Annotated in this window: 17 protein-coding genes; 7 read left to right on the top strand and 10 right to left on the bottom strand. The window is 71.2% G+C overall.

Annotation, left to right across the window (positions count from 1 at the left end):
* Positions 1-26: 26 nt before the first annotated feature.
* The 5 genes from AB0903_RS18875 to AB0903_RS18855 all read right to left on the bottom strand — a co-directional run bounded on the left by AB0903_RS18875 (position 27) and on the right by AB0903_RS18855 (position 4115).
* Positions 27-302 carry a DUF2087 domain-containing protein gene (locus AB0903_RS18875; protein ID WP_366704136.1) on the bottom strand — a complete coding sequence of 92 codons (276 nt, stop codon included), beginning with the start codon at positions 300-302 and terminating at the stop codon, positions 27-29.
* Between the two features lie 63 nt (positions 303-365).
* Positions 366-1097, bottom strand: a complete 732-nt coding sequence (locus AB0903_RS18870; protein ID WP_366704134.1) for a MerR family transcriptional regulator — start codon at positions 1095-1097, stop codon at positions 366-368.
* A 225-nt stretch (positions 1098-1322) separates the two neighbouring features.
* Complete coding sequence (locus AB0903_RS18865; protein WP_366704132.1) at positions 1323-2399, bottom strand: S1 family peptidase; 1077 nt, start codon at positions 2397-2399, stop codon at positions 1323-1325.
* A 133-nt stretch (positions 2400-2532) separates the two neighbouring features.
* Positions 2533-3534 carry a sphingomyelin phosphodiesterase gene (sph, locus tag AB0903_RS18860; protein WP_366704130.1) on the bottom strand — a complete coding sequence of 334 codons (1002 nt, stop codon included), beginning with the start codon at positions 3532-3534 and terminating at the stop codon, positions 2533-2535.
* Positions 3535-3656: 122 nt separating this feature from the next.
* Complete coding sequence (locus tag AB0903_RS18855) at positions 3657-4115, bottom strand: GNAT family N-acetyltransferase (RefSeq protein WP_366704128.1); 459 nt, start codon at positions 4113-4115, stop codon at positions 3657-3659.
* 137 nt (positions 4116-4252) lie between these two features.
* Here AB0903_RS18855 and AB0903_RS18850 point away from each other — a divergent pair, with 137 nt between their 5' ends.
* The 4 genes from AB0903_RS18850 to AB0903_RS18835 all read left to right on the top strand — a co-directional run bounded on the left by AB0903_RS18850 (position 4253) and on the right by AB0903_RS18835 (position 7155).
* Entirely contained in the window at positions 4253-4942 is a 690-nt protein-coding gene (locus AB0903_RS18850; RefSeq protein ID WP_366704126.1) for an alpha/beta hydrolase, read from the top strand.
* 277 nt (positions 4943-5219) lie between these two features.
* Positions 5220-5903 (top strand): DUF5753 domain-containing protein, encoded by a 684-nt coding sequence (locus tag AB0903_RS18845; protein WP_366704124.1) that lies wholly within the window; start codon positions 5220-5222, stop codon positions 5901-5903.
* 46 nt (positions 5904-5949) lie between these two features.
* Positions 5950-6156: a DUF397 domain-containing protein gene (locus AB0903_RS18840; RefSeq protein ID WP_366704122.1), complete on the top strand. Its 207-nt coding sequence runs from the start codon at positions 5950-5952 to the stop codon at positions 6154-6156.
* Positions 6157-6234: 78 nt separating this feature from the next.
* A complete protein-coding gene (locus AB0903_RS18835) occupies positions 6235-7155 on the top strand; it encodes an oxygenase MpaB family protein (RefSeq protein WP_366704120.1) in 921 nt (306 codons plus the stop codon).
* On the opposite strand, the gene AB0903_RS18830 is transcribed toward AB0903_RS18835, so the two are convergent.
* The 4 genes from AB0903_RS18830 to AB0903_RS18815 all read right to left on the bottom strand — a co-directional run bounded on the left by AB0903_RS18830 (position 7130) and on the right by AB0903_RS18815 (position 12182).
* Positions 7130-8527: a GH1 family beta-glucosidase gene (locus AB0903_RS18830; protein WP_366704118.1), complete on the bottom strand. Its 1398-nt coding sequence runs from the start codon at positions 8525-8527 to the stop codon at positions 7130-7132. The genes AB0903_RS18835 and AB0903_RS18830 overlap by 26 nt on opposite strands.
* Before the next feature lie 83 nt (positions 8528-8610).
* Positions 8611-9537, bottom strand: a complete 927-nt coding sequence (locus AB0903_RS18825) for a carbohydrate ABC transporter permease (RefSeq protein ID WP_366704116.1) — start codon at positions 9535-9537, stop codon at positions 8611-8613.
* Positions 9534-10505 (bottom strand): sugar ABC transporter permease, encoded by a 972-nt coding sequence (locus tag AB0903_RS18820; RefSeq protein WP_366704114.1) that lies wholly within the window; start codon positions 10503-10505, stop codon positions 9534-9536. Before AB0903_RS18820 ends, AB0903_RS18825 begins: the two co-directional genes overlap by 4 nt.
* Before the next feature lie 372 nt (positions 10506-10877).
* Positions 10878-12182 carry an extracellular solute-binding protein gene (locus AB0903_RS18815; protein ID WP_366704112.1) on the bottom strand — a complete coding sequence of 435 codons (1305 nt, stop codon included), beginning with the start codon at positions 12180-12182 and terminating at the stop codon, positions 10878-10880.
* Positions 12183-12417: 235 nt separating this feature from the next.
* On the opposite strand from AB0903_RS18815, the gene AB0903_RS18810 reads away from it, so the two are divergent.
* Entirely contained in the window at positions 12418-15192 is a 2775-nt protein-coding gene (locus tag AB0903_RS18810) for a glycosyl hydrolase (protein WP_366704110.1), read from the top strand.
* A gap of 101 nt (positions 15193-15293) precedes the next feature.
* Here the strand turns inward: AB0903_RS18810 and AB0903_RS18805 are convergent, their stop codons facing one another.
* Entirely contained in the window at positions 15294-16319 is a 1026-nt protein-coding gene (locus tag AB0903_RS18805) for a LacI family DNA-binding transcriptional regulator (RefSeq protein ID WP_366704108.1), read from the bottom strand.
* A gap of 313 nt (positions 16320-16632) precedes the next feature.
* On the opposite strand from AB0903_RS18805, the gene AB0903_RS18800 reads away from it, so the two are divergent.
* Together AB0903_RS18800 and AB0903_RS18795 are read left to right on the top strand one after the other, a co-directional pair.
* Positions 16633-17967: a M14 family metallocarboxypeptidase gene (locus tag AB0903_RS18800; protein ID WP_366704106.1), complete on the top strand. Its 1335-nt coding sequence runs from the start codon at positions 16633-16635 to the stop codon at positions 17965-17967.
* Between the two features lie 134 nt (positions 17968-18101).
* The gene (locus AB0903_RS18795; RefSeq protein WP_366704203.1) at positions 18102-19847 is read left to right on the top strand and encodes a BCCT family transporter; all 1746 of its coding nucleotides are present in this window, start codon (positions 18102-18104) and stop codon (positions 19845-19847) included.
* Positions 19848-20041 lie beyond the last annotated feature (194 nt).

Below are 20041 nucleotides of genomic sequence, written 5' to 3'. Positions count from 1 at the left end.
AGGCGTGACCGCCACGACGGCGGCAGTCACCGGCCACGCCGGTAGCTGCCGCCGTCCTTCGTCCGGGTCAGCAGGCCCGCTACCACCATGTAGCGCCGCAGCGCCGCACAGTCGTCGTGCACGGTGCGCAGCGCGTCGTTGACCTCCCGCTCGGTGTAGTCGCGGCCGTCGTCGAAGAGCGTCCCGGCGAGGTGTACGAGCAGTTGCTCACGGCGGGCCGGTTTGCGAGGGATCGTGGTCAGCCGCCCCTGGGAGTAGAGGTCATGGACGCTGCGCGCGGGGCGGGTTCCTTTGTCGGACATGGCTGGAACCCTCGCGCACCACCACGGCCCGGGCAACGCGTTTACGTCGCTCCCACGGCTGCGCTACCGCTCCTCGTCCGTGAACGCCGCCCGCAGCTCCTCCCGCAGCGACCGCTGGAACGCCGTCACCAGGGCCTGGATCACCATCGGCTGCATATGGGCGGAGAGCGACTTCATGGCCGCCACATGGTCGGGATCCGACTCGCGCTCACGGTAGGGTCCCCAGACCTCGTCACGGAAGAGCCGGCTCAGGTCCTGGGCCGCGGCCCACGCGTGCTCCAGCAGCACCGTGCGGGAAGCGAGGATCGTCTCGTGCGCGATCGGCACGTCCAGCAGCTCCACGCCCAGCCGCAGGAGACCGCCGTCCAGCCGGTACGCGTCCGCGCCCGCCCGGTCCAGGACGCCCATCGCGGCCAGTCGGCCGACGTCCTGGTCCGACAGCGGCCGGCCCGCCCTGCGCTCCAGTTCCTCCCGGCCGACCTCCTCTGCCGACTCCGGCGCCCACGAGGCGACCAGCGCCCGGTGGATCGCCAGATCCTGCGCGCTCAGGTCGGCGGGCAACTGCCCCAGATAGCGCTCGATCGCGGCGAGCGTCATGCCCTGGTGCTGGAGCTCCTCGATCAGGGCCAGCCGGGAGACGTGCTCGCCGCCGTAGTGCCCGACCCGGCGGGGACCGATCACGGGCGGCGGCAGCAGTCCGCGGGTGCTGTAGAACCGGATGGTGCGCACGGTGACCCCGGCGCGTGCGGCCAGTTCGTCGACGGTGAGCGTCGGCTCCTCGGTCCCGGTCGCCATGACTCTCCTTGCTGCTGGACCACTGGTGCAACAGTATTGCTGTCTCACCAGTGTTGTGAAAGGCGTGGGGCGATCGAGCTCCGCAGTCGGTGGCGGATCGTTCCGAGATCGAGTGCGGATCGTTCCGAGATCGAGGGCGTGCCCGGCACAGCGGGCACGCCCTGCTCTGCGCGGAGCCGGTCCGGGGGCGTGCGGTCGGTGGACGCCGGCCCCGAGGGCGTGCGGTCAGTAGACGGCGACCCCGTAGGCGGCGAGCGCCTCCTTGACCGGCTGGTGGAGGGCGGAGCCGCTGCTGCCCGTGCATCCGGCGCTGCCGGAGTGGATGCCGAGCGCGGTGGAGCCGGCGAAGTGGGCGCCGCCGCTGTCGCCGCCCGCGGAGCAGGCGGTGGTGCGGACCAGATCGTGGACCGGGCCGTCGCCGTAGTTCACGGTGACGTCCACCGCGGTCACCGTGCCGCTGGTGAGCCCGGTGGTGGAGCCGCTCTTGCGGATGGACTGGCCGACGATCGCGTCGGCCGCGGCGGTGATGTCCTGGTGGCTGCCGTTGTAGAGGTCGACGTCGCCCGCGGGCTGCGAGCCGTCGGTGTAGCGGACGATGCCGTAGTCGTTGGTCGGGAAGCTGGTGCCCGTGCGGGTGCCGATCTCGGGGCCGCCCGAGGTGGCGGACCAGATGCTCGCGGCATTGGTGCAGTGGCCGGCGGTCAGAAGGTAACGGGCGGTGCCGTCGGAGACGTTGAACGCCGCCGAGCAGCGGTAGCCGCCGCCGTAGATCGCGTCGCCGCCCGCCACCTCCTTCTTGAACGCGCCCGGGACGCGCTTGATGCTGACGGCGTCTCCGAGCGGTACGGCGACGCTCCGCAGCTTCGCCATCGAGGCCGCGGAGACGGTGCTGTCGGCCTCGACGGCGACCTTGTTGGCCGACGGGTCGATGCCCCATGACGTGCCGGTGATCCTCGCCCTGGACTCCAGGGTGTCCATGGCGGCCCTCAGCTGGGCCATGCTCCGCTCGACGAGCTCGGCGCGGGCGCCGGTGGCCCGTACCTCCTCGGCGGCCTCCGCGTCGGTGACGGTGACGACGAGTTCGCCGCTCTCCGCGTCCAGGTAGGAACCGGCACTGCGGTCGCCGAGGTCGCGTTCGAGCGCGGTGTGCAGGGAGTACTGGGCGGGCAACGCGGTGATGCCGGGGTGGGGGTTGCCGCCGGCGCCCGCAGTGTCGGCGGCGGCCGTGGCGGAGCCGAGTCCGACGGTGGTCAGGGCCAACAGGGCGGGAAGGCAGATGCGCGCGCGGAGCGTGCGTCTCATGGGGGCTTCTCCTTCGTGCGAGTCCGTGTGGGGGGATCGCCTGACGGCAATGTGGACCGGACCAGTCCGGAGCGTGGACCCAATCTGGCAGGGCCCTGACAGGAACGTCAGGGCCACCGTCGGCGGCTCGCGCCTACTGGCCGGAGGCGATCACCGGATAGTGGTCGGACAGATTCGTGTACGTGTAGGTGGTGCCCCAACTCGAGACCGACCAGGGCGCACTCCGCTCCTTGATCACCTCATTGGTCCAGCCGGACGGTTTCACGTGCCCCGCCCGGTGCAGGACGAAGTCCAGGTCCTCGCGCGGGTCGTCCGGGTAGCGGTCGGCGGCGATCGAGTTGTCCCGCGTGTCGAACGAGTAGGGGTGGCCGGTGCGCGCGTCGGCCCCGACCAGACCGGCGTCGGCCAGCATCGAGGTGTACTCGGGGGAGTGCGAGTCCACGTTGAAGTCGCCCGCCACGACGACCTGCTCGGAGGCCGGGATGTCCTTGGCGTCCAGGAAGGCGTCCATCGCACGGAACTGACGACCGCGCATCTCGGCCGCTTCACCCGCGTCACAGCCGGGATCCGTGGACTGCGCGTGGGTGCCCACGACATGCACCCGGGTTCCGTTCACATCGAGGACGGCGTAGGCGAAGCCCTTGTTCGACCACCAGTCCGCGCCGCACGCGTCCTTGTAGACGTACTGCTCCTTGCGGACGATCGGCCATCTGCTGAGGACGGCGACCCCGCCGTCCTCCGGTGTCGTCGCCGAGTACGAGCCGCCCGTCGCGTCCCAGCCGCTCCTGCTCCGGCCCACTACCGGCGTGCGGTGCGGATACTGGTCGGCGGCGGCCTGCATCAGCGCCTCCGAGGAGGAGTTGTCGAACGCCTCCTGGAGGACCACGACGTCGTGGCCCTGGAAGAACGGCGCCGCGGCTATGGCCGCGGCCCGGTAATCCTGGCCCCAGTTGGGGTAGAGCGTCTTGCTGAAGAGGAACGCGTTGTAGGTCAGGACCTTCAGGTTCGGCGTCCCGTCGGTCGGTGCGGCGGCCGCCGTCGGCGCCGTGCCCGCCAGGGCGGTGGCGGCGAGCACGGCGGACAGGGCGGCGGACACGGCCGCGCCGGAGGCACGGCGAAGCTGGGGATGCGGCACTGGATCTCCCGTTCGTGGTGGGGGGGTTACCTCCGGTCGGGGGACCGGCGCCGCACATCAAATCAGCCGTAGTTACCTTCTGGTAATGGTCAGGTGCCGGGTTTCTGTACCCGACTTCACGATCAGGGACCGAGCGGCAGTTTGAACCCGATGTGGGAGCCGGTGAAGCCGAGCCGCTCGTAGAACCGGTGAGCGTCGGCACGGGAGGCGTCGGAGGTCAGCTGGACCAGTCGGCACCCCTGTTTGCGGGACTCCTCGATGGCCCACTCGACGAACCGCTGCCCGAGCCCCCGGCCCCGCTCCGACGTGTGCACGCGCACCGCCTCGATGATCGAGCGGGTGCTGCCGCGACGCGACAGACCGTGCACGATGGTCAGTTGCAGAGTGGCGACGACCGTTCCGGCGCGCTCGGCCACCATCACGTGCTGGTGCGGGTCGTCGCGCAGCCGCTCGTACGCCGCCAGACAGGGTTCCAGGTCGTCGGGGGACTCCCTGTCCACTCCCATCGAGTCGTCGGCGAGCATGGCCACGATGGCCGGGATGTCGTCCGCGACGGCGGACCTGATCACGATGTCCGTCATGCGGAGCAGGCTATCCGGGCACCTGCCCGCCACCTGGCGGGGCCGGACGCCGGGCCCTCGGCGTGACCCGGCCCGGTGTCAGAGCCTCCCGATAGCGTGCCGGCAGCCAGATCCGACTCATCTTCGGGAGAAGCACCGTGGACATTCTGCTCATCGCCGGCCTGTGGCTCGACGGATCCGTCTGGGACGACGTGGTGCCCGAACTCACCGCGCTCGGCCACCGTCCGGTGCCGCTCACCCTGCCGGGCCAGGGTGACGGCGCCGCCTCTGCGACCTTTGACGACCAGCGGGAAGCAGTGCTCGCCGCGGTTGACGCGGCTCCCGGAAAGCCCCTGGTGGTGGGGCACTCCGCCGCATCGAGCCTGGCCTGGCTGGCTGCCGACGCGCGACCGGAGAAGGTGGCCAAGGTCGTCCTGATCGGTGGTTTCCCCGCCGCCGACGGGCGGGCCTACGCCGATCACTTCGCGATCGAGGACGGCGCCATGCCCTTCCCGGGCTGGGCCCCCTTCGAGGGCGCGGACGCCGCCGACCTGGACCAGGCAACCCGGGACCGCGTCGCGTCCGCCGCCATTCCCGTCCCCGAGGCGGTCGCCCGGGGACTCGTACGCCTGACCGATGAGCGCCGCTTCGACGTCCCCGTTGTTGTTGTCTGCCCCGAGTTCACCCCAGCCCAGGCCGAGGAGTGGATCGCTGCCGGTGAGAGTCCCGAGCTGGCCCGCGCCACCCGCCTTGAGTACGTGGACCTCGACTCCGGCCACTGGCCGATGGCCACCCGCCCCCGCGAACTCGCCCGCGTCCTGGCGGAGGCCGCCACCACGACAAGGTAACCCGGTGCACGAGACGGTCGGCGTACGGGTCTGTACGGCCCGTGTACGGGTCGGCGGGCGTGTCCCGGGGATCGCCGGCCCCGTTGAACCCTGGCCGAGCGCAACGGGGTTGGCGTGCGCTGCGGTGCGAGCGGGGTGAACTCGGGGACGGAAGGGCGTGAGAGCGGTGCGGGACGCGCGGAACAGTCGTACGGGCGAGAGCAGGGAGGGCAGCGAGCTGCCGGGGGCGTGGTCGGCCTACGGGCGGTTGCTGCAACACCTGCGGAAGCGGGCGGGGTTGAACCAGCAGGCGCTCGGGGAGGCCATCGGCTACTCGCTGGAGCAGGTCGCCTCGGTCGAGCAGGGCCGGCGGCCGGCGAAGGCGACCTTCACGGCGGCGGCGGACCGGGTGCTGGAGGCGCGGGGCGTGCTGGAGGTGCTCCAGGACGACGTGGACCGGGCGAAGCTGCCGCAGTTCTTCCGGAACTTCGCGCTCATCGAGGCGGAGGTGTTGAGCCGCTTCTCGTACGATCCGCTGCTGGTCCCGGGCCTGTTGCAGACGGAGGCGTATGCGCGGGCGGTGTTCGCGGGGCACTGCCCGCCTCTGAGCGACGAGACCGTGGACCAGCATACGGAGGCTCGGCTGAGTCGCCAGAAGCTGCTGACACGGGTGCCGCTGGCGGAGCTGTCGTTCATCGTGGGCGAGGAGGCGCTGCGCGATCCGGTGGGCGATGTGGAAATCATGCGTGCGCAGTGGCAGCGGCTGCTGGAGGTCGGAGCGTTGAGGAATGTCGAGCTTCAGGTTATGCCTGCGGGCCGCGGGTTTCATCCCGGCAAGAACGGCCCGTTCGTGGTCGTGGAGTCGAAAGAACACCGGCACTTCGGGTACTTCGAGTCCCAGGGAGTCGGGTGCGTCGTGCAAGATGCTGCCGAGGTCAGCGCCTTCGGCCTGCGCTATGGCAAGCTGCGGTCGCAGCCCTGAACGTCGAGGAGTCTGCGCGGCTCATCGAACGGATGGTTGGAGAGACATGAGCGTGGAGCAGGTGGCCGACAGCGTGGACGGGCTCCCCTGGTTCAAGAGCAGCTACAGCGGATCGGACGGCGGCGACTGCGTGGAGGTGGCCACCGGCCGCGACGGCGTGTACGTACGGGACTCCAAGGCGGCGGGTGAGGGGCCCGCGCTGCGGGTCGGCCGGGACGAGTGGGCCGCGTTCGTGGCGCTCGCTGCGGCGTAGGGCCGCCGGGGCGGCTCCGCCGCAGGTCGCATACTGGAAGGTGACCGACCGACCGGGCACCCTCCAGGGAGACGACCGATGAGCAGGGCAACCGACGACGAACCCCTGCCGCCTCCGCCCGGAGGCGTGCTCTGGGGCCTCGCCGGTGACATCCGCGCCCTGCTGATGCTGCCCGCGGCGCTCACCATGCAGGTCGCCCACCCCGCCGTCGCCGCCGGCGTCGACGAGCACTCCGTCTTCCGCACCGACCCCTGGGGCCGGGGCGAGAGGTCCCTGCGCTCGCTCCAGCTGTGGATCTACGGTGGCGAGGCGGCCGCCGCGGAGGGCCGCAGGCTCCGCGAACTGCACCGCACCATCCAGGGCACCGACGCGCACGGCCGCCGCTACCACGCGCTGAGCCCGGCCTACTACTCCTGGGTCCATGCCACCGGCTTCCCCGTGTACCGGCATGCCGCCAGGTACCTGGTGCGCGAACTCACCGATGCCGAGGAGCGGCAGCTGTACGCGGAGTGGCTCCAGGTCGGCCGGATACTCGGCATCCACGACCGGGACATGCCGCAGACGATCGAGGAGTTCTGGCCGTACTACCGCAAGGTGCTGGCCGACGAGCTGGAGGCGACCGTCGTCGTACGGGAGCTGGTGGACGTCGGCCAGCCGGTACCCCCGCCCGACCGAGGGCCGCTGCCCCTGCGGCTGGTGCTGCGCGCCCTGTGGCCGGTGCTGCGCCCGCCGCTGGCCCGCTTCCGCCGGTTCATGACCATCGGGCTGATGCCGCCGGACGCACGCGAGGCCATCGGCCTGCCCTGGACCGGTGCGCAGGAGCGCAGGCTGCGGCGCTTCGCCCGGGTCGTACGGGCCGTGGTGCCCGTACTGCCCGAGCGGCTGCGCTACCTGCCCCTCGCCCGCGAGGCGCGCCGGAAGGAGCGGGCGCGCCTCGCGGCGGGGACGGACGGGGCTCAGCGGGTGAAGCGGCTCAGGTCAGGCCGCCGCGCGCGATGACGTCCGCGTACCAGTGCGCGCTGTCCTTGAAGGTGCGGCGCTGGGTGGCGAAGTCGACGTGCACGATGCCGAACCGCTTGCTGTAGCCGTACGCCCATTCGAAGTTGTCCAGCAGGGACCACAAAAAGTAGCCCCGTACGTCCGCGCCTTCGCCGATCGCCCGGTGCACGGCCGAGAGATGGGCGTGGAGATAGGCCACCCGCTCGGGGTCGTGGACCGCCCCGGACGGATCGGCGTAGTCGTCGTACGCCGCGCCGTTCTCGGTGATCACCAGCGGCACGCCCGGCAGGTCGTCGCGCAGCCGGATCAGCAGCTCGTGCAGGCCGTTCGCGTCGACCGGCCAGTCCATAGCGGTGCGCGGGCCGGGAGCGGGCAGGAACCGTACGTGCTCCTCGGCGCCGGCCCACGGCGAGGGCGACTCGGAGGAGCCCGCCGCGACGACGGTGGGGGAGTAGTAGTTGATGCCCAGCGAGTCGATCGGCGTGGACGCCGCCTCCAGGTCGCCGTCCAGCACGAACGACCAGTCCGTGACCGCCGCGGTGTCCCGTACCAGGTCCTCCGGAAGGCGGCCGTGGAAGACCGGGTCGAGGAAGACGCGGTTGCCGACCGCGTCGATACGGCGGGCCGCGTCCAGGTCGGCGGGCGAGTTGGTGTGGGCCCGAACCGCGTGGAGGTTGAGGGTCAGGGAGATCTCCGCGCCCGCCGGGAGCGCGGCGCGCAGGGTCTGCGCGGCCCAGCCGTGCGCCAGGTTGAAGTGGTGGGCGGCGCGCAGCGACGCGAGCGGACTGGTGCGGCCGGGGGCATGGACCCCGTTGCCGTAGCCGAGGAAGGCGGCGCACCACGGTTCGTTGAGGGTCGTCCAGGTCGCCACCCGGTCACCGAGCGCCTCGGCCATGATGCCCGCGTACTCGCCGAACCGCCGGGCGGTCTCCCGCTCCGGCCAGCCACCCGCGTCCTCCAGCTCCTGCGGCAGGTCCCAGTGGTAGAGCGTGGCCACCGGCCGGATGCCGGCGTCCCGAAGCTCGTCGACGAGCCGGCGGTAGAAGTCGAGGCCCTTCTGGACGGCGGGCCCGCGGCCGGTCGGCTGCACCCGTGGCCAGGCGATCGAGAACCGGTAGTCGGTGACCCCGAGCCGGCGCATGAGGGCGACGTCCTCACGCATCCGGTGGTAGTGGTCGGCCGCGATGTCACCGGTGTCGCCGTTGCGGACCTTGCCCGGGATGCGGCTGAAGGTGTCCCAGATGGACGGGGTACGGCCGTCCTCGGCGGCCGCGCCCTCGATCTGATAGGCGGCGGTGGCGGTGCCCCAGCGGAATCCGGTGGGGAACCGGAGCGTCGTGGTGGTCTCGGGGCGTGCGTCGAGCGCGGTCATGAGGTGGAACTCCCAGAGGTGAGACGTCGAGCGAGGAGAGTGAAGGCGAGGCCGTGTCCGGCGGATCGGGAACCGGACACGGCCTATCCCTTGACCGCGCCCTGCATGATGCCGCCGACGATCTGCCGGCCGAGCAGGCCGAAGACCAGCAGCACCGGCAGCGTGCCCAGCAGTGTGCCCGCCATGATCACGGACTGGTCGTGCACATAGCCGCCGCCGAGCTGGCGCAGTGCCACCTGGACGGTCGGGTTCTGCGAGGAGAGCGCGACGATCGGCCAGAAGAAGTCGTTCCAGGCGGCCATGAACGTCAGCATGCCGAGGACGGCCATGCCGGGCCGTGCGACGGGCACCACGATCGACCAGAAGATGCGGGCGGTGGAGGCGCCGTCCACACGGGCGGCCTCGATCAGCTCGTCCGGCAGCGACTGCACCAGGTACTGGCGCATGAAGAACACACCGAACGCGGAGACCAGACCGGGCAGGATCACCGCCTGCAGCTGGTTCACCCACTGCAGCTCCGCGATCAGCATGAACAGCGGGATGACGCCCAGCTGCGGCGGGATCATCATCGTGCCGACCGTGACGGCGAGCAGCGCGCCCCGGCCGCGGAACCGCAGCTTGGCGAAGGCGAAGCCGGCGAGCGTGCAGCACAGGACGGTGCCGACGGTGATCGAGCCCGAGACGACGAAGGAGTTGAGCAGCGCTTTGCCGATGTCCGCCTCCTCCATCACCGCCTCGAAGTTGCGGAACAGGTTGGGGCCGGGCAGCAGCGTCGGCGGCACCTTCGCCAGGTCCGCGTTGGAGCGGCTGGCTGCGACGATCGTCCAGTAGAACGGGAACGCGGAGACGAGGAAGGCGGCGATCAGGATGGCGTAGGCGAGCTTGCCGCCCTTGGTCGTGCGGCCCGCGCCGGACCTGCGGCGGCGGGGCCGCGCCTCCTTCCGGCTCCGGTCGGCCGGCTGCTTCGCCGGCGGGGCGGCGAGCTCCTGGACAGGGCCCAGCGCGGTCATCGGCCGGCCTCCTTGCGGGCACGGCGGCGCGCGATCAGGGCGTTGACCCCGACGAGCACCACGATCAGCAGGAACATCACCCAGGCGATGGCGGCGGCCCGCCCCAGGTGGAAGAAGCCCCAGCCCTGCTCGTACATGTAAAGCCCGAGCGTCTGGTACTGGTGCGAGATGCCACCGGAGATGGAGCCCTCGAACAGCAGCGGCTCACCGAAGAGCTGCGTCGCGCCGATCGTCGAGACGACCACGGTGAACAGGATCGTGGGGCGCAGCCCCGGCAGCGTGACATGGAAGAACTGCCGCCACCGGGAGGCGCCGTCCACCTCCGCCGCCTCGTACAGCTCGGAGGGGATGGACTGCATGCCCGCCAGGTAGATCAGCGCGTTGTAGCCGGTCCAGCGCCAGATGACGATGGTGGACACGGCGATCTGCGAGGCGACGGTGCCGGTCTGCCAGTCGATCGGATCGATGCCGACCAGGCTCAGTACGTAGTTGATCAGCCCGAAGTCACGCCCGAAGAGCTGGGCGAAGACGAGCGTGGCGGCCGCCACGGACGTCGCGTACGGCAGGAGCATCGCGGTGCGCAGGAAGGTGCGGCCGCGCAGGCGGTAGTTGAGCAGGTGCGCCAGGCCGAGCGCCATCACCAGCTGCGGCACTGTGGAGAGCACGCCGATGGTGAAGGTGTTGCGCAGCGCGGTCCAGAAGAACTCGTCGCCGAGCAGCGCGGTGTAGTTGCCCAGTCCGCGCCACTCCATGTCGCCCGGGGTCTGCAGCTCCACGCGGTAGAGGGAGACGAACGCCGTGTAGATCAGGGGGAAGAGCCCGAAGGCGGTGAACAGGGTGAAGAACGGGGCGATGTAGGCGTACGGCGAGAGCTTGCGCCAGGCGCGTCGCACGGCCGGCGGCCGGGGCGGCGAGACCGGTTTCGGCTCCGGTTTCGGCTCCGGCTTCGCGGTAGCGGTGAGGGTCACGGGGCGGCCCTTCGGGGCGAGTCGGTACGGGCGGTACGCGGTACGGGCGGTACGAGGCGAGTCGTTGCGGGAGCGGCGGTGCCGGGCGGGGGCTGCGGGGGGAGGCGGTACGGGGCGGTGCGGGGGCGGCGGTGCGGTACGGGGCTGCCGGGCGTGGCGGTACAAGGCGGGGGCGAGCCGGTACGTACGGGCCCCGGGCCGCGCCCTCCGGATCAGGCGAGGTGTCCGATCCGGAAGGGACGGCCTTCGGGCCGGTCCGGTGCGGGGGGTCGAGTGACGACGGACCGGCCCGAAGGGGCTGGGGGTTCTCGTTCGGATCGGGCGGGGCCTCACGAACCCCGTGTGGACGGTCCGCACGAGAGGCGGCGGGCGTCAGCCGATGGTGTTCTCGACGCCCTTCTTGGCGTTCCCCCATGCCTTCTCGGACGAGATGCCCTTGCGCTCGACCTCGTTCAGCGCGTTGGTGATCTGCTGGTTGACGTTCTGGTCGTGGACGCCGAGGACCTGGACCGGGGCCTCCTTGGCCGCGTCACCGAAGATCTGGCCGATCGGCGCGCCGGAGAAGTACGGGTCGGTGGCGTCCGCGACCTTCTCGATGGCGCCGGTGGAGGAGGGGAAGTTGCCCTGCTTCTGGAAGAGCTTGGCCTGCTGCTCGGGAGCGGTGAGCCACTGGATCAGCTCGTACGCCTCCTTCTTGTGCTTGGCCGCGCGCGGAACGGAGAGGTACGAGCCGCCCCAGTTGCCGGCGCCGCCGGGCAGCTTGGCGATGTCCCACTTGCCCTTGCCGCTGTCTCCGGCCTGGCCCTTGATGTAGCCGAGCATCCAGGCGGGGCAGGGGATGGTGGCGAAGGAGCCTGCGGCGAACGCCTGGTTCCACTGGGGCGACCACTGGTCGAGCTTGGCGCTCAGATCACTCTCCGCCGCCTTGACGGAGGTGTCCCACGCCGTCTTCAGCGCCGGGTTGGTCTCCCAGATGAGCTTGCCGGACGCGTCGTAGTACCGCTCCTCCTCCTGGCCGATCATGATGGAGAAGAGGCTGCCGACGCTGTCCAGCCAGGCGCTCTTGGCGGGCGCCTTGGCCTTGTACTGCTTGCCCAGCTCGAGGTAGCCCTCCCATGTCGACCACTTCTTCGCGAGTTCCTCGCGGTCGGTCGGCAGGCCCGCCTGCTTGAACAGGTCGGTGCGGTAGCACATCGCCTCGGGACCCACGTCGGTGCCCAGGCCCAGGACCTTGCCGTCCTCGGTGGTGGCCGCGGCCCACTTGGCCTCGGCGAACTGGCTCTTCAGCTTGTCCGCGCCGTACTTGGTCAGGTCCTCGAACTTGTCGGACTGCTGCCGGGTGACCGACGCGATCCGCCCGACCTCGATGCCCTGGACGTCCGCGAGACCGCCGCCGCCGGCCAGCCGGGTCTGGAGCGACTTCCAGTAGTCGGCCTCGTCCTCGGTGTCGGTCTGCTTGATCGTGACGTCCGGGTTCAGCTTCTCGTACTCCGCGTAGAGCCCGGCCTCCTTGTAGCCGAAGGAACCGAAGAGGTCGACGGTGAGCGTGACCTTCCCGCCCTCGCCGTCGGAGGCGGTGTCCGACGAACCGGATCCGCAGGCGGCGAGCAGTGTCCCGGCGAGTGCGACTGCACCGAGGCGGACGGCGGCCCTTTTGGCGGCTCTGGCTATGGGCATGGGAAGCCTCCCTTGGCTTCGGGGTGGGACGAGCGCTTGAGAGCGCTCTCAAACATGCGCTTGGAGAGTGCCCCGCCGGTGCGCGCCTCGTCAAGACTCGAAGGCGTAACGGCTTGGACTCGAGCCCAACTGCCCGCTGTGTGCGATGTATTGACACCCGTGTTTCAGGGGTTTTACGTTTCGGCCATCTGAGAGCGCTCTCAGCCACCCGTCCCGTGATGACTTGAGGTGCCGCATGCCAGCCCCCCGCACCAGGCCGGCGACCGTACTGGTCCTGGCCTCAGCCCTGGCCACCGTCGGCCTGGGCCCGGCCGCCGCACCGGCGGCCGCCGCCACCGTCCCCGTCGGCTCCGGCAGCTACTCCGACACCCGCCCCGCCGGTACGTCGGGCCCCACCACCAACACCGGAACCCCGGTCACGCCCAAGGTGACCGCCGCCGCGCGGAACCGGCCCGTACCCACCAACGACTGGTGGTCCTCCCTCGCCTTCCAGCGCTACGGCGACAACCCGTACTCGACCCCCATGTACGGCCATCCCCTCACCTACCAGGCCACGTCCGGCGGGCTCGACGTCGGCTACCCGACCAACCCCGCGATCGTCGGCGACGGCCGCCAGTACGAGTACGCCCACAAGCGCGACCTGACCATCGGGCTGACCGGCCTCAACTCTCCCGACACCAAGGCCGACGACTGGTCCGACTGGACGGTCACCCCCTACTGGTCCGACGGCGCCCGCACCCTGCGCACCACCATCGGCCACGGCTCCCCGTTCGTGTACGCCAAGGGCTCCGGCGGCAACGCGCAGATCACCACCGCCGGCGCGCCCGCCGTCTTCGCCGACCAGGGCAACGTCCTCGGCATCACCGTCGCCGGACACCACTACGCCCTCTTCGCGCCCTCCGGCAGCGACTGGAACGTCTCCGGCTCCACCATCACCGCCGGCCTCGGGTCAAAGGACTACTTCTCCGTCGCCGTGCTGCCGTCCACCGGCGCGCTCGCGACCTACCGGAACTACGCCTACAGCTTCGTCACCGGCTCCCAGGCCACCTGGAGCTACAGCGGCGGCACCGTCAGGGCCACCTACCGGCTCACCACCGAGGCGGAGGAAGGCAGCGAGCGCGGCGCGCTCCAGGCCCTCTACCGCCACCAGTGGCTGAACACCACGGACCCGCTCACCTCCTACACCTACGTCTCCCCCCGCGGCACCATGAAGGTCCGCGAGTCGGCCTCCTTCACCACCAGCCAGAAGGCCGCCGCGGTGCTGCCGGCGCTGCCGAAGTCGAGCGGCGTGGACACCGCCCGGCTGCGCGGCTACCTCAACGAGGTCGTGAACGCCTCCGACCCCTTCTCCGGGGCCTCCGACACCTACTGGACCGGCAAGGCGCTCGGCCGCCTCGCCCAGCTCGTACCGGTCGCCGAACAGATCGGCGAGACCGGCACCCGCGACCGGCTCCTCGGCCTGATCAAGGGCAAGCTGCAGGACTGGTTCACGGCGGGAGGCGCCAACGAGTTCAGCTACGACAGGGACTGGAAGACCCTCACCGGCTACCCCGCCTCCTACGGCAGCGACACCGAACTCAACGACCACCACTTCCACTACAGCTACTACGTCTACGCGGCGGCGATCGTCGCCCAGTACGACCGGGCGTGGGCCGCCGACTCCGCCTGGGGCGGCATGGTGAAGACCCTCGTCCGCGACGCCGCCAACCCCAGTCGCACCGACACGGCCTTCCCCTTCCTGCGCGGCTTCGACGTCTACGCCGGCCACAGCTGGGCCTCCGGCCACCAGGGCTTCGCCGCCGGCAACAACCAGGAGTCGTCCTCCGAGTCCACCAACCTCAGCGCCGCCCTCGTCCTGTGGGGCTCCGCCACCGGTGACACCTCGCTGCGCGACCTGGGCGCCTATCTGCTCACCACCGAGTCCGAGTCGATCGCGCAGTACTGGTTCGACGCCGACGAGCAGGTCTTCCCCTCCTCCTTCGGCCACGACACGGTGGGCATGGTGTGGGGCAGCGGCGGCGCCTACGCCACCTGGTGGACCGCCAACCCGGAGGAGATCCACGGCATCAACGTCCTCCCCGTGACCGGCGGGTCCCTGCACCTCGGCGGCGAGAAGGCCGCGATCCGGCGCAACATCGCCGAGATGGAGCGCGAGAACGGCGGCCCGGCCGTCGAATGGCGCGACATCCTCTGGGAGTTCCAGTCCTTCGCCGACCCCGGCGCGGCCAAGGCCAAATGGGACGCGGGCCACGCGGGCTACACCCCCGAGCAGGGCGAGTCGAAGGCGCACACCTACCACTGGATCAACACCCTCGACACCCTCGGCGCCCCGGATGCCACCGTGACCGGTGACCTCCCCACCTCCGCGGTCTTCACCAAGGGCACCACACGCACCTACGCGGCCCACAACCACGGCCCGACCGCCCGCACCGTCACCTTCTCCGACGGCAAGACCCTCTCCGTACCCGCCCGTTCCACCGCGAGCGGCACCGGGACCGGCGGCGGCCCCGACCCCGACCCCGAGCCGCCGACCGGCAACACCTTCCAGCTGCGCAGCGGCGGCGCCCTGACCACGGCGACCGGCGGCACTGCGGTCAGCGACACGATCGCCTCCGCAGGCGGCGCCAACCACGACGGCACCCCCCACCAGCCGCTCGTCTACGAAGTCCGCGGCGTCAACGGCACGCTCGCCCCGGGCGCCACGACCGCCTTCCGGCTCCAGGTGGACGCGGGCAGCGCGGTCGGACTCGGCCAGCAGGCCCGTATCAGCTACGACTTCACCGGTGACGGGAGCTTCGACCGGACCGAGACCTACCACTACTTCGCGACCGACCCGGTCACCGGCTGGGAGGAGTACACACAGGCACGCGGCCTCAAGGCGGCCACGGGCATGCCGGGCGACCTGGCCGGCGGCACCGTACGCCTCGAGGTGTGGAGCGCCATCGGCAACGGCACATCGAAGCTGCAGACCGGCACCGACAAGTCCGTCCTGGTGATCCCCTACAGCTGACAGACCGGAGCCGTGAGCCGCCCCCGGCCAGGAGCTGAGAGGCCGGAGCCGGCGGCTCGCGGCTCACCATCGCGACACCGCACGTGCGGCGGGCACCGGCGTCAGGCCGATGCCCGCCGCACCAGCGTGGTGGGGGTGATCACGGACGCGGGGGCGGCGCCGCCCGACTCGTTCAGCAGCCGCATCAGCAGCCGGACCATCAGCCGCCCCATCCCCTCGATGTCCTGGCGCACCGTGGTCAGCGCCGGGTCCGTCGTGCCGACGACCGAGGCCATGTCGTCGAAGCCGACCACGGCCACGTCCTGTGGCACCCGCAGTCCGCGCTCCCGCAGGGTGCGCAGCGCACCCGACGCCATCAGGTCGTTCGAGACGAAGACCCCGTCGAGGTCCGGGCGGCGGTCCAGCAGCTCCGCCATCGCCCGCGCGCCGCTCTCCTGCGTGAAATCGCCCTGGCAGCACAGGCCGGGGTCGGCGTCCACCAGGATGTCGTGATAGCCCTCGGTCCGGTCCTGCGCCGAGGTCTGGTCGCGCGGCCCCGCGATGTGGGCGATGTTCACACAGCCTCGCGAGACGAGATGGCGAACGGCCTCCCGGGCGCCGCCGCGGTTGTCGGCATCCACGTACGGGACCGTGAGATCGGAGCCGGGGGCCGGACGCCCGCCGAAGACCATGGGAATCTTCGTCCTGCCGATCAGCGCGGGCAGTTCGTCGTCGTCGTGCAGGGAGAACGCGAGGGCCCCGTCGACGTGCCCGCCGCCGAGGTAGCGGGCGATCCGGTCGTGGTCTCCCGGGCCCTCGACCCACAGCAGCACCAGCTGGGAGTCGTACGCCGTGAGCTCACGGCTTATCCCACGCACCTGCTGCTCGAAGAACGGGTCGGAGAAGATCCGCATCTCGGGCTCGGCGATGACCACGGCGACCGCGCCGTTGCGCCTCGTGACCAGCGTGCGCGCCGCGTGGTTCGGCACGTAGCCGAGCTCCTCCACCGCCTGGCGCACCTTGTCGACCAGCGGCGCGCGCACCCCCGCACCGCCGTTGACGACCCGGGAGGCCGTGGCGCGGGAGACACCCGCGCGCGCCGCGACGGCCTCCAGGGTGGGGCGGGTCCCAGCGGTCTGCTCCGGCACGTGAGACGCTCCTCGTCTGCTCCGGTCGTGGTCCAGTGCGCCGGTCGGCGACATGATCTGACACCGACAGGATATCTGCCCGGTCAGGAGTCTGAGAGCGCTTCCATTCCGGCGCCCGCCGGCCGGGTGGCGATGGCCGATCCCGACGGCAACGAGTTCTGTGTGCCGACGCCCCCGTAGTCCGGGTCCGGCGAAGGCCGCCCGCGCCCGTGCACCGGCGGCCTTGTCGGGGCGGGCCCGGAACGGGCAGGCTCCCGCTGCGCGGAGTCGCCGAGCCGCGTCCGATCCGCCCGACTCCCGGAGGCAGCAGCCGATGAGCCCCAGCCCCAGCGCCAGCCCCAGCCCCAGACCCAGCGCCGGCGCCGGCATCCGCGTCCGCGCCCGTACGCTCGTGCTCACGGCCGTCGCCGCAGCGCTCGCCGTGCCTCTGCTCACCGGGAACGCGCGGGCGGCCCACACCGTGCCCCGTACCGGCTTCGAGACGACCAGGGGCGAACGCTGGACCACTCAGGCGGAGGAGCGGGCCCTCCTCGCCGCGGTCGACCGGGGCAGCGGCCGGATGTCGTACGAGCGCCTCGGCACGACGAAGCAGGGCCGCCCGCTGCACCTCGTCCACCTGGGGAACGAAAGGTCGCCCCACACCGTGCTCCTGATCTGCGCTCAGCACGGCGACGAACCGGCGGGCCGCGAGGCGTGCCTGACCACCATCCGGGACCTTGCCTTCGCCCGGGGCGGCGGGGCCCGCGGGCTGATGTCCCGTATGCACGTGATGGTGGTGCCGACGGCCAACCCCGACGGGCGGGCCGCGGACACCCGGGGCAACGCGGACGGGGTCGACATCAACCGCGACCACATGGCGCTGAGGACGGCCGAGGGCCGGGCGCTCGCCGCCGCCGTCCGTGACGAGCGTCCGGACGTCGTCTACGACCTGCACGAGTACGGAGCCACACCGCCGTACTACGACAAGGCCCTGTTCGACCTGTGGCCGCGCAACCTCAACACCGACCCCCGTGTGCACGACGAGGCGCGGACGCTCTCGGCCTCCTACGTCCGCCCGGCCGCCGGCCTCGCGGGCTACAGCACCGGTACGTACGGCATCTGGACCGACCCGGTCACCGGCGAGCCCCTCAAGCAGACAGCGGGTGACGGCCAGGAACGCATCCTGCGCAATGCGTCCGGCGTCAAGAACGCGATCGGCCTGCTCATCGAGAGCCGCGCCGACGCCCTCGGCGAGGACGAGCGGGCCGATCCCGCCCTCAACAAGCGCCGCCGCGTCGACAGTCAGCTCGTGGCGCTCGGCGGGCTGCTGGCCTACGCGGACGAGCGGCGCGACCGGACCGAGGCGGTCACGGCAGCCGCCCGCGCGGCGGGTTTCGAGGACCGGGGGGCGGTCCACCTCGGCGGCGCGGACAACGATCCGCCCGCACCGGACGAGACCCTCCAGGACCCGCCCTGCGGCTACCGGCTCGACGCCGCGCAGTTCGCCGACGTGGGCGACGAACTCGCCCTGCACGGAGTGCGTTCCCGACCGGACGGGGACGGCGTCGTCGTGCCGCTGCGGCAGTCGCAGCGGAAACTGGTGCCGCTGCTCCTCGACATCCGAGCGGCCTATCACCTCATTGCCGGGCAGCCGGTCGAAGCTTGTTGATACCGGGAGGAGTGTGGCTCCTGTGGTAGGGGGTACCGGGGAGTGAATTCAGGCTCCGCGTATCCGCGAAAGGTACCTCCGTGTCGCACGAAGTGCAGAAGCCACAGAAGCCGGCCGAACGGCTGTGGTATCCGGTGAAGGCGGCCCTGCCGGGCCGCCATCCGCACGAGGACAGTCCACCTGTCACGGACCGCGTGGTGTTCGGCATCGCGGCGGTCCTCACGCTCGCCTTCGTGTTCTGGGGCTCGGTGTTCACGGAGACGCTGGAAAGCGTGTCCGACACCATGCTGAGCGGCCTGATGCACAACGGCGGATGGGCCTTCGTCCTGGCCGCCTCCGGGTTCGTCGTCTTCGCGCTCTGGCTCGCCGTCAGCCGCTACGGCCGCATCCCGCTCGGCCAGGAGCACGAGAAGCCCGAGTTCCGCACGGTCTCGTGGATCGCGATGATGTTCAGCGCGGGCATGGGCATCGGCCTGATGTTCTACGGGGTCAGCGAACCGCTGGCGCACTACACGAACCCTCCGCCGGGCACCACGCCGATCGACTCGGCGGACGCCATGCAGACCGCTCTGGCCACCACGCTCTTCCACTGGACACTGCACCCGTGGGCCATCTACGCCGTGGTCGGTCTCGCCATCGCGTACAGCACCTTCCGGCGCCGCAGGCGGCAGAACATCAGCGCCGTCTTCACGCCCTTGATGGGCAAGAAGCACGCCGAGGGCCCTCCCGGCCGGGTGATCGACATCCTCGCCATCTTCGCCACGCTCTTCGGCTCCGCGACGTCACTGGGCCTCGGTGCCCTGCAGATCGGCAGCGGGATGCAGGAGGTGGGCTGGATGGCGCAGGCGGGCACGGGCCTGCTGATCTCCGTCATCGCGGTCCTGACGGTGTGTTTCGTGGTCTCCGCCGTATCCGGCGTCGAGCGGGGCATCCAGTGGCTGTCCAACACCAACATGGTGCTGGCCGTGGTCCTCGCCCTGTTCGTCTTCGTCGCCGGTCCCACCATCCTCGTGCTCGATCTGGTTCCCACGTCCCTCGCCGCCTACTTCGGTGAGCTGCCACAGCTGGCCGGCCGTACCGAGGCGTCGACCGGTGGCGTCGACGTCGCCGACTGGCTGAGCAGCTGGACGGTCTTCTACTGGGCGTGGTGGATCTCGTGGACGCCGTTCGTCGGCATGTTCATCGCGCGGATCAGCCGCGGTCGCACGATCCGTCAGTTCGTGGGCGGCGTCATCCTGGTGCCGAGCACGGTCAGCCTGGTCTGGTTCGCCATCTTCGGCGGCACGGCCATGAAGCTCGAGGAGCGCGGCGAGCTGGCCGGTGAGACGACACCTGAGGGCCAGCTCTTCGGCGTCCTGCAGGAGTTCCCGATCGCCGGGGTGATGAGCCTCCTGGTGATGATCCTCGTCGGCATCTTCTTCGTGTCCGGCGCGGACGCCGCCTCGATCGTCATGGGCACGCTCTCCCAGAAGGGCACCTTCGAACCGGCTCGGCTCGTCGTCATCTTCTGGGGCGTGGTGACCGGTGCCGTGGCCGCCGTCATGCTGCTCGTCGGCGAGGGCAAGGGCGACGCCCTCGCGGGTCTGCAGCAACTGACGATCCTGGTCGCGGCTCCCTTCGTACTGGTGATGATCGGGATGTGCCTGGCGCTCATGCGCGACCTGCGCCAGGACCCGCTGATCGTCCGTGGCGAGATCGCGGAGGAGGCGGTGGAGTCGGCGGTGATCGCGGGTCACGAGAAGTACGCGGGAGAGTTCGAGATCCGCATCGGCCCGGGCCTCGGCCCCGAGGCGGGACAGATCCCCGTCGAGGAGCCGGAGATCCCGCCGGAGGCGGCAGAGGGCCTGCAGAAGCGCGAGGACGGGCCGGAGCCGGGGTGATGGGAGGCCGGACGCCGGTTCGTCCGGGGCCGGTCCGGGCCGGTCCGGGCCCGTCCGGGGCCGGTCCGGGGCCGGTGCCGGCTCGGTCGGTGTTCGTCGACGGGGCAGGCCACTCAGAGGGCGTGCTGCGGCGGGCCGCTCCCGTTACCGCTGCGGGAGTGGCCGCCGGCCCCGGCCCACGCGAGCGGCCGCCG

The organism is Streptomyces sp. NPDC048389 (assembly GCF_040706335.1).
GTDB lineage: Bacteria > Actinomycetota > Actinomycetes > Streptomycetales > Streptomycetaceae > Streptomyces.
Note: the sequence above shows the minus strand (reverse complement) of the source record. Positions and strands in the feature narration are given on the sequence as shown.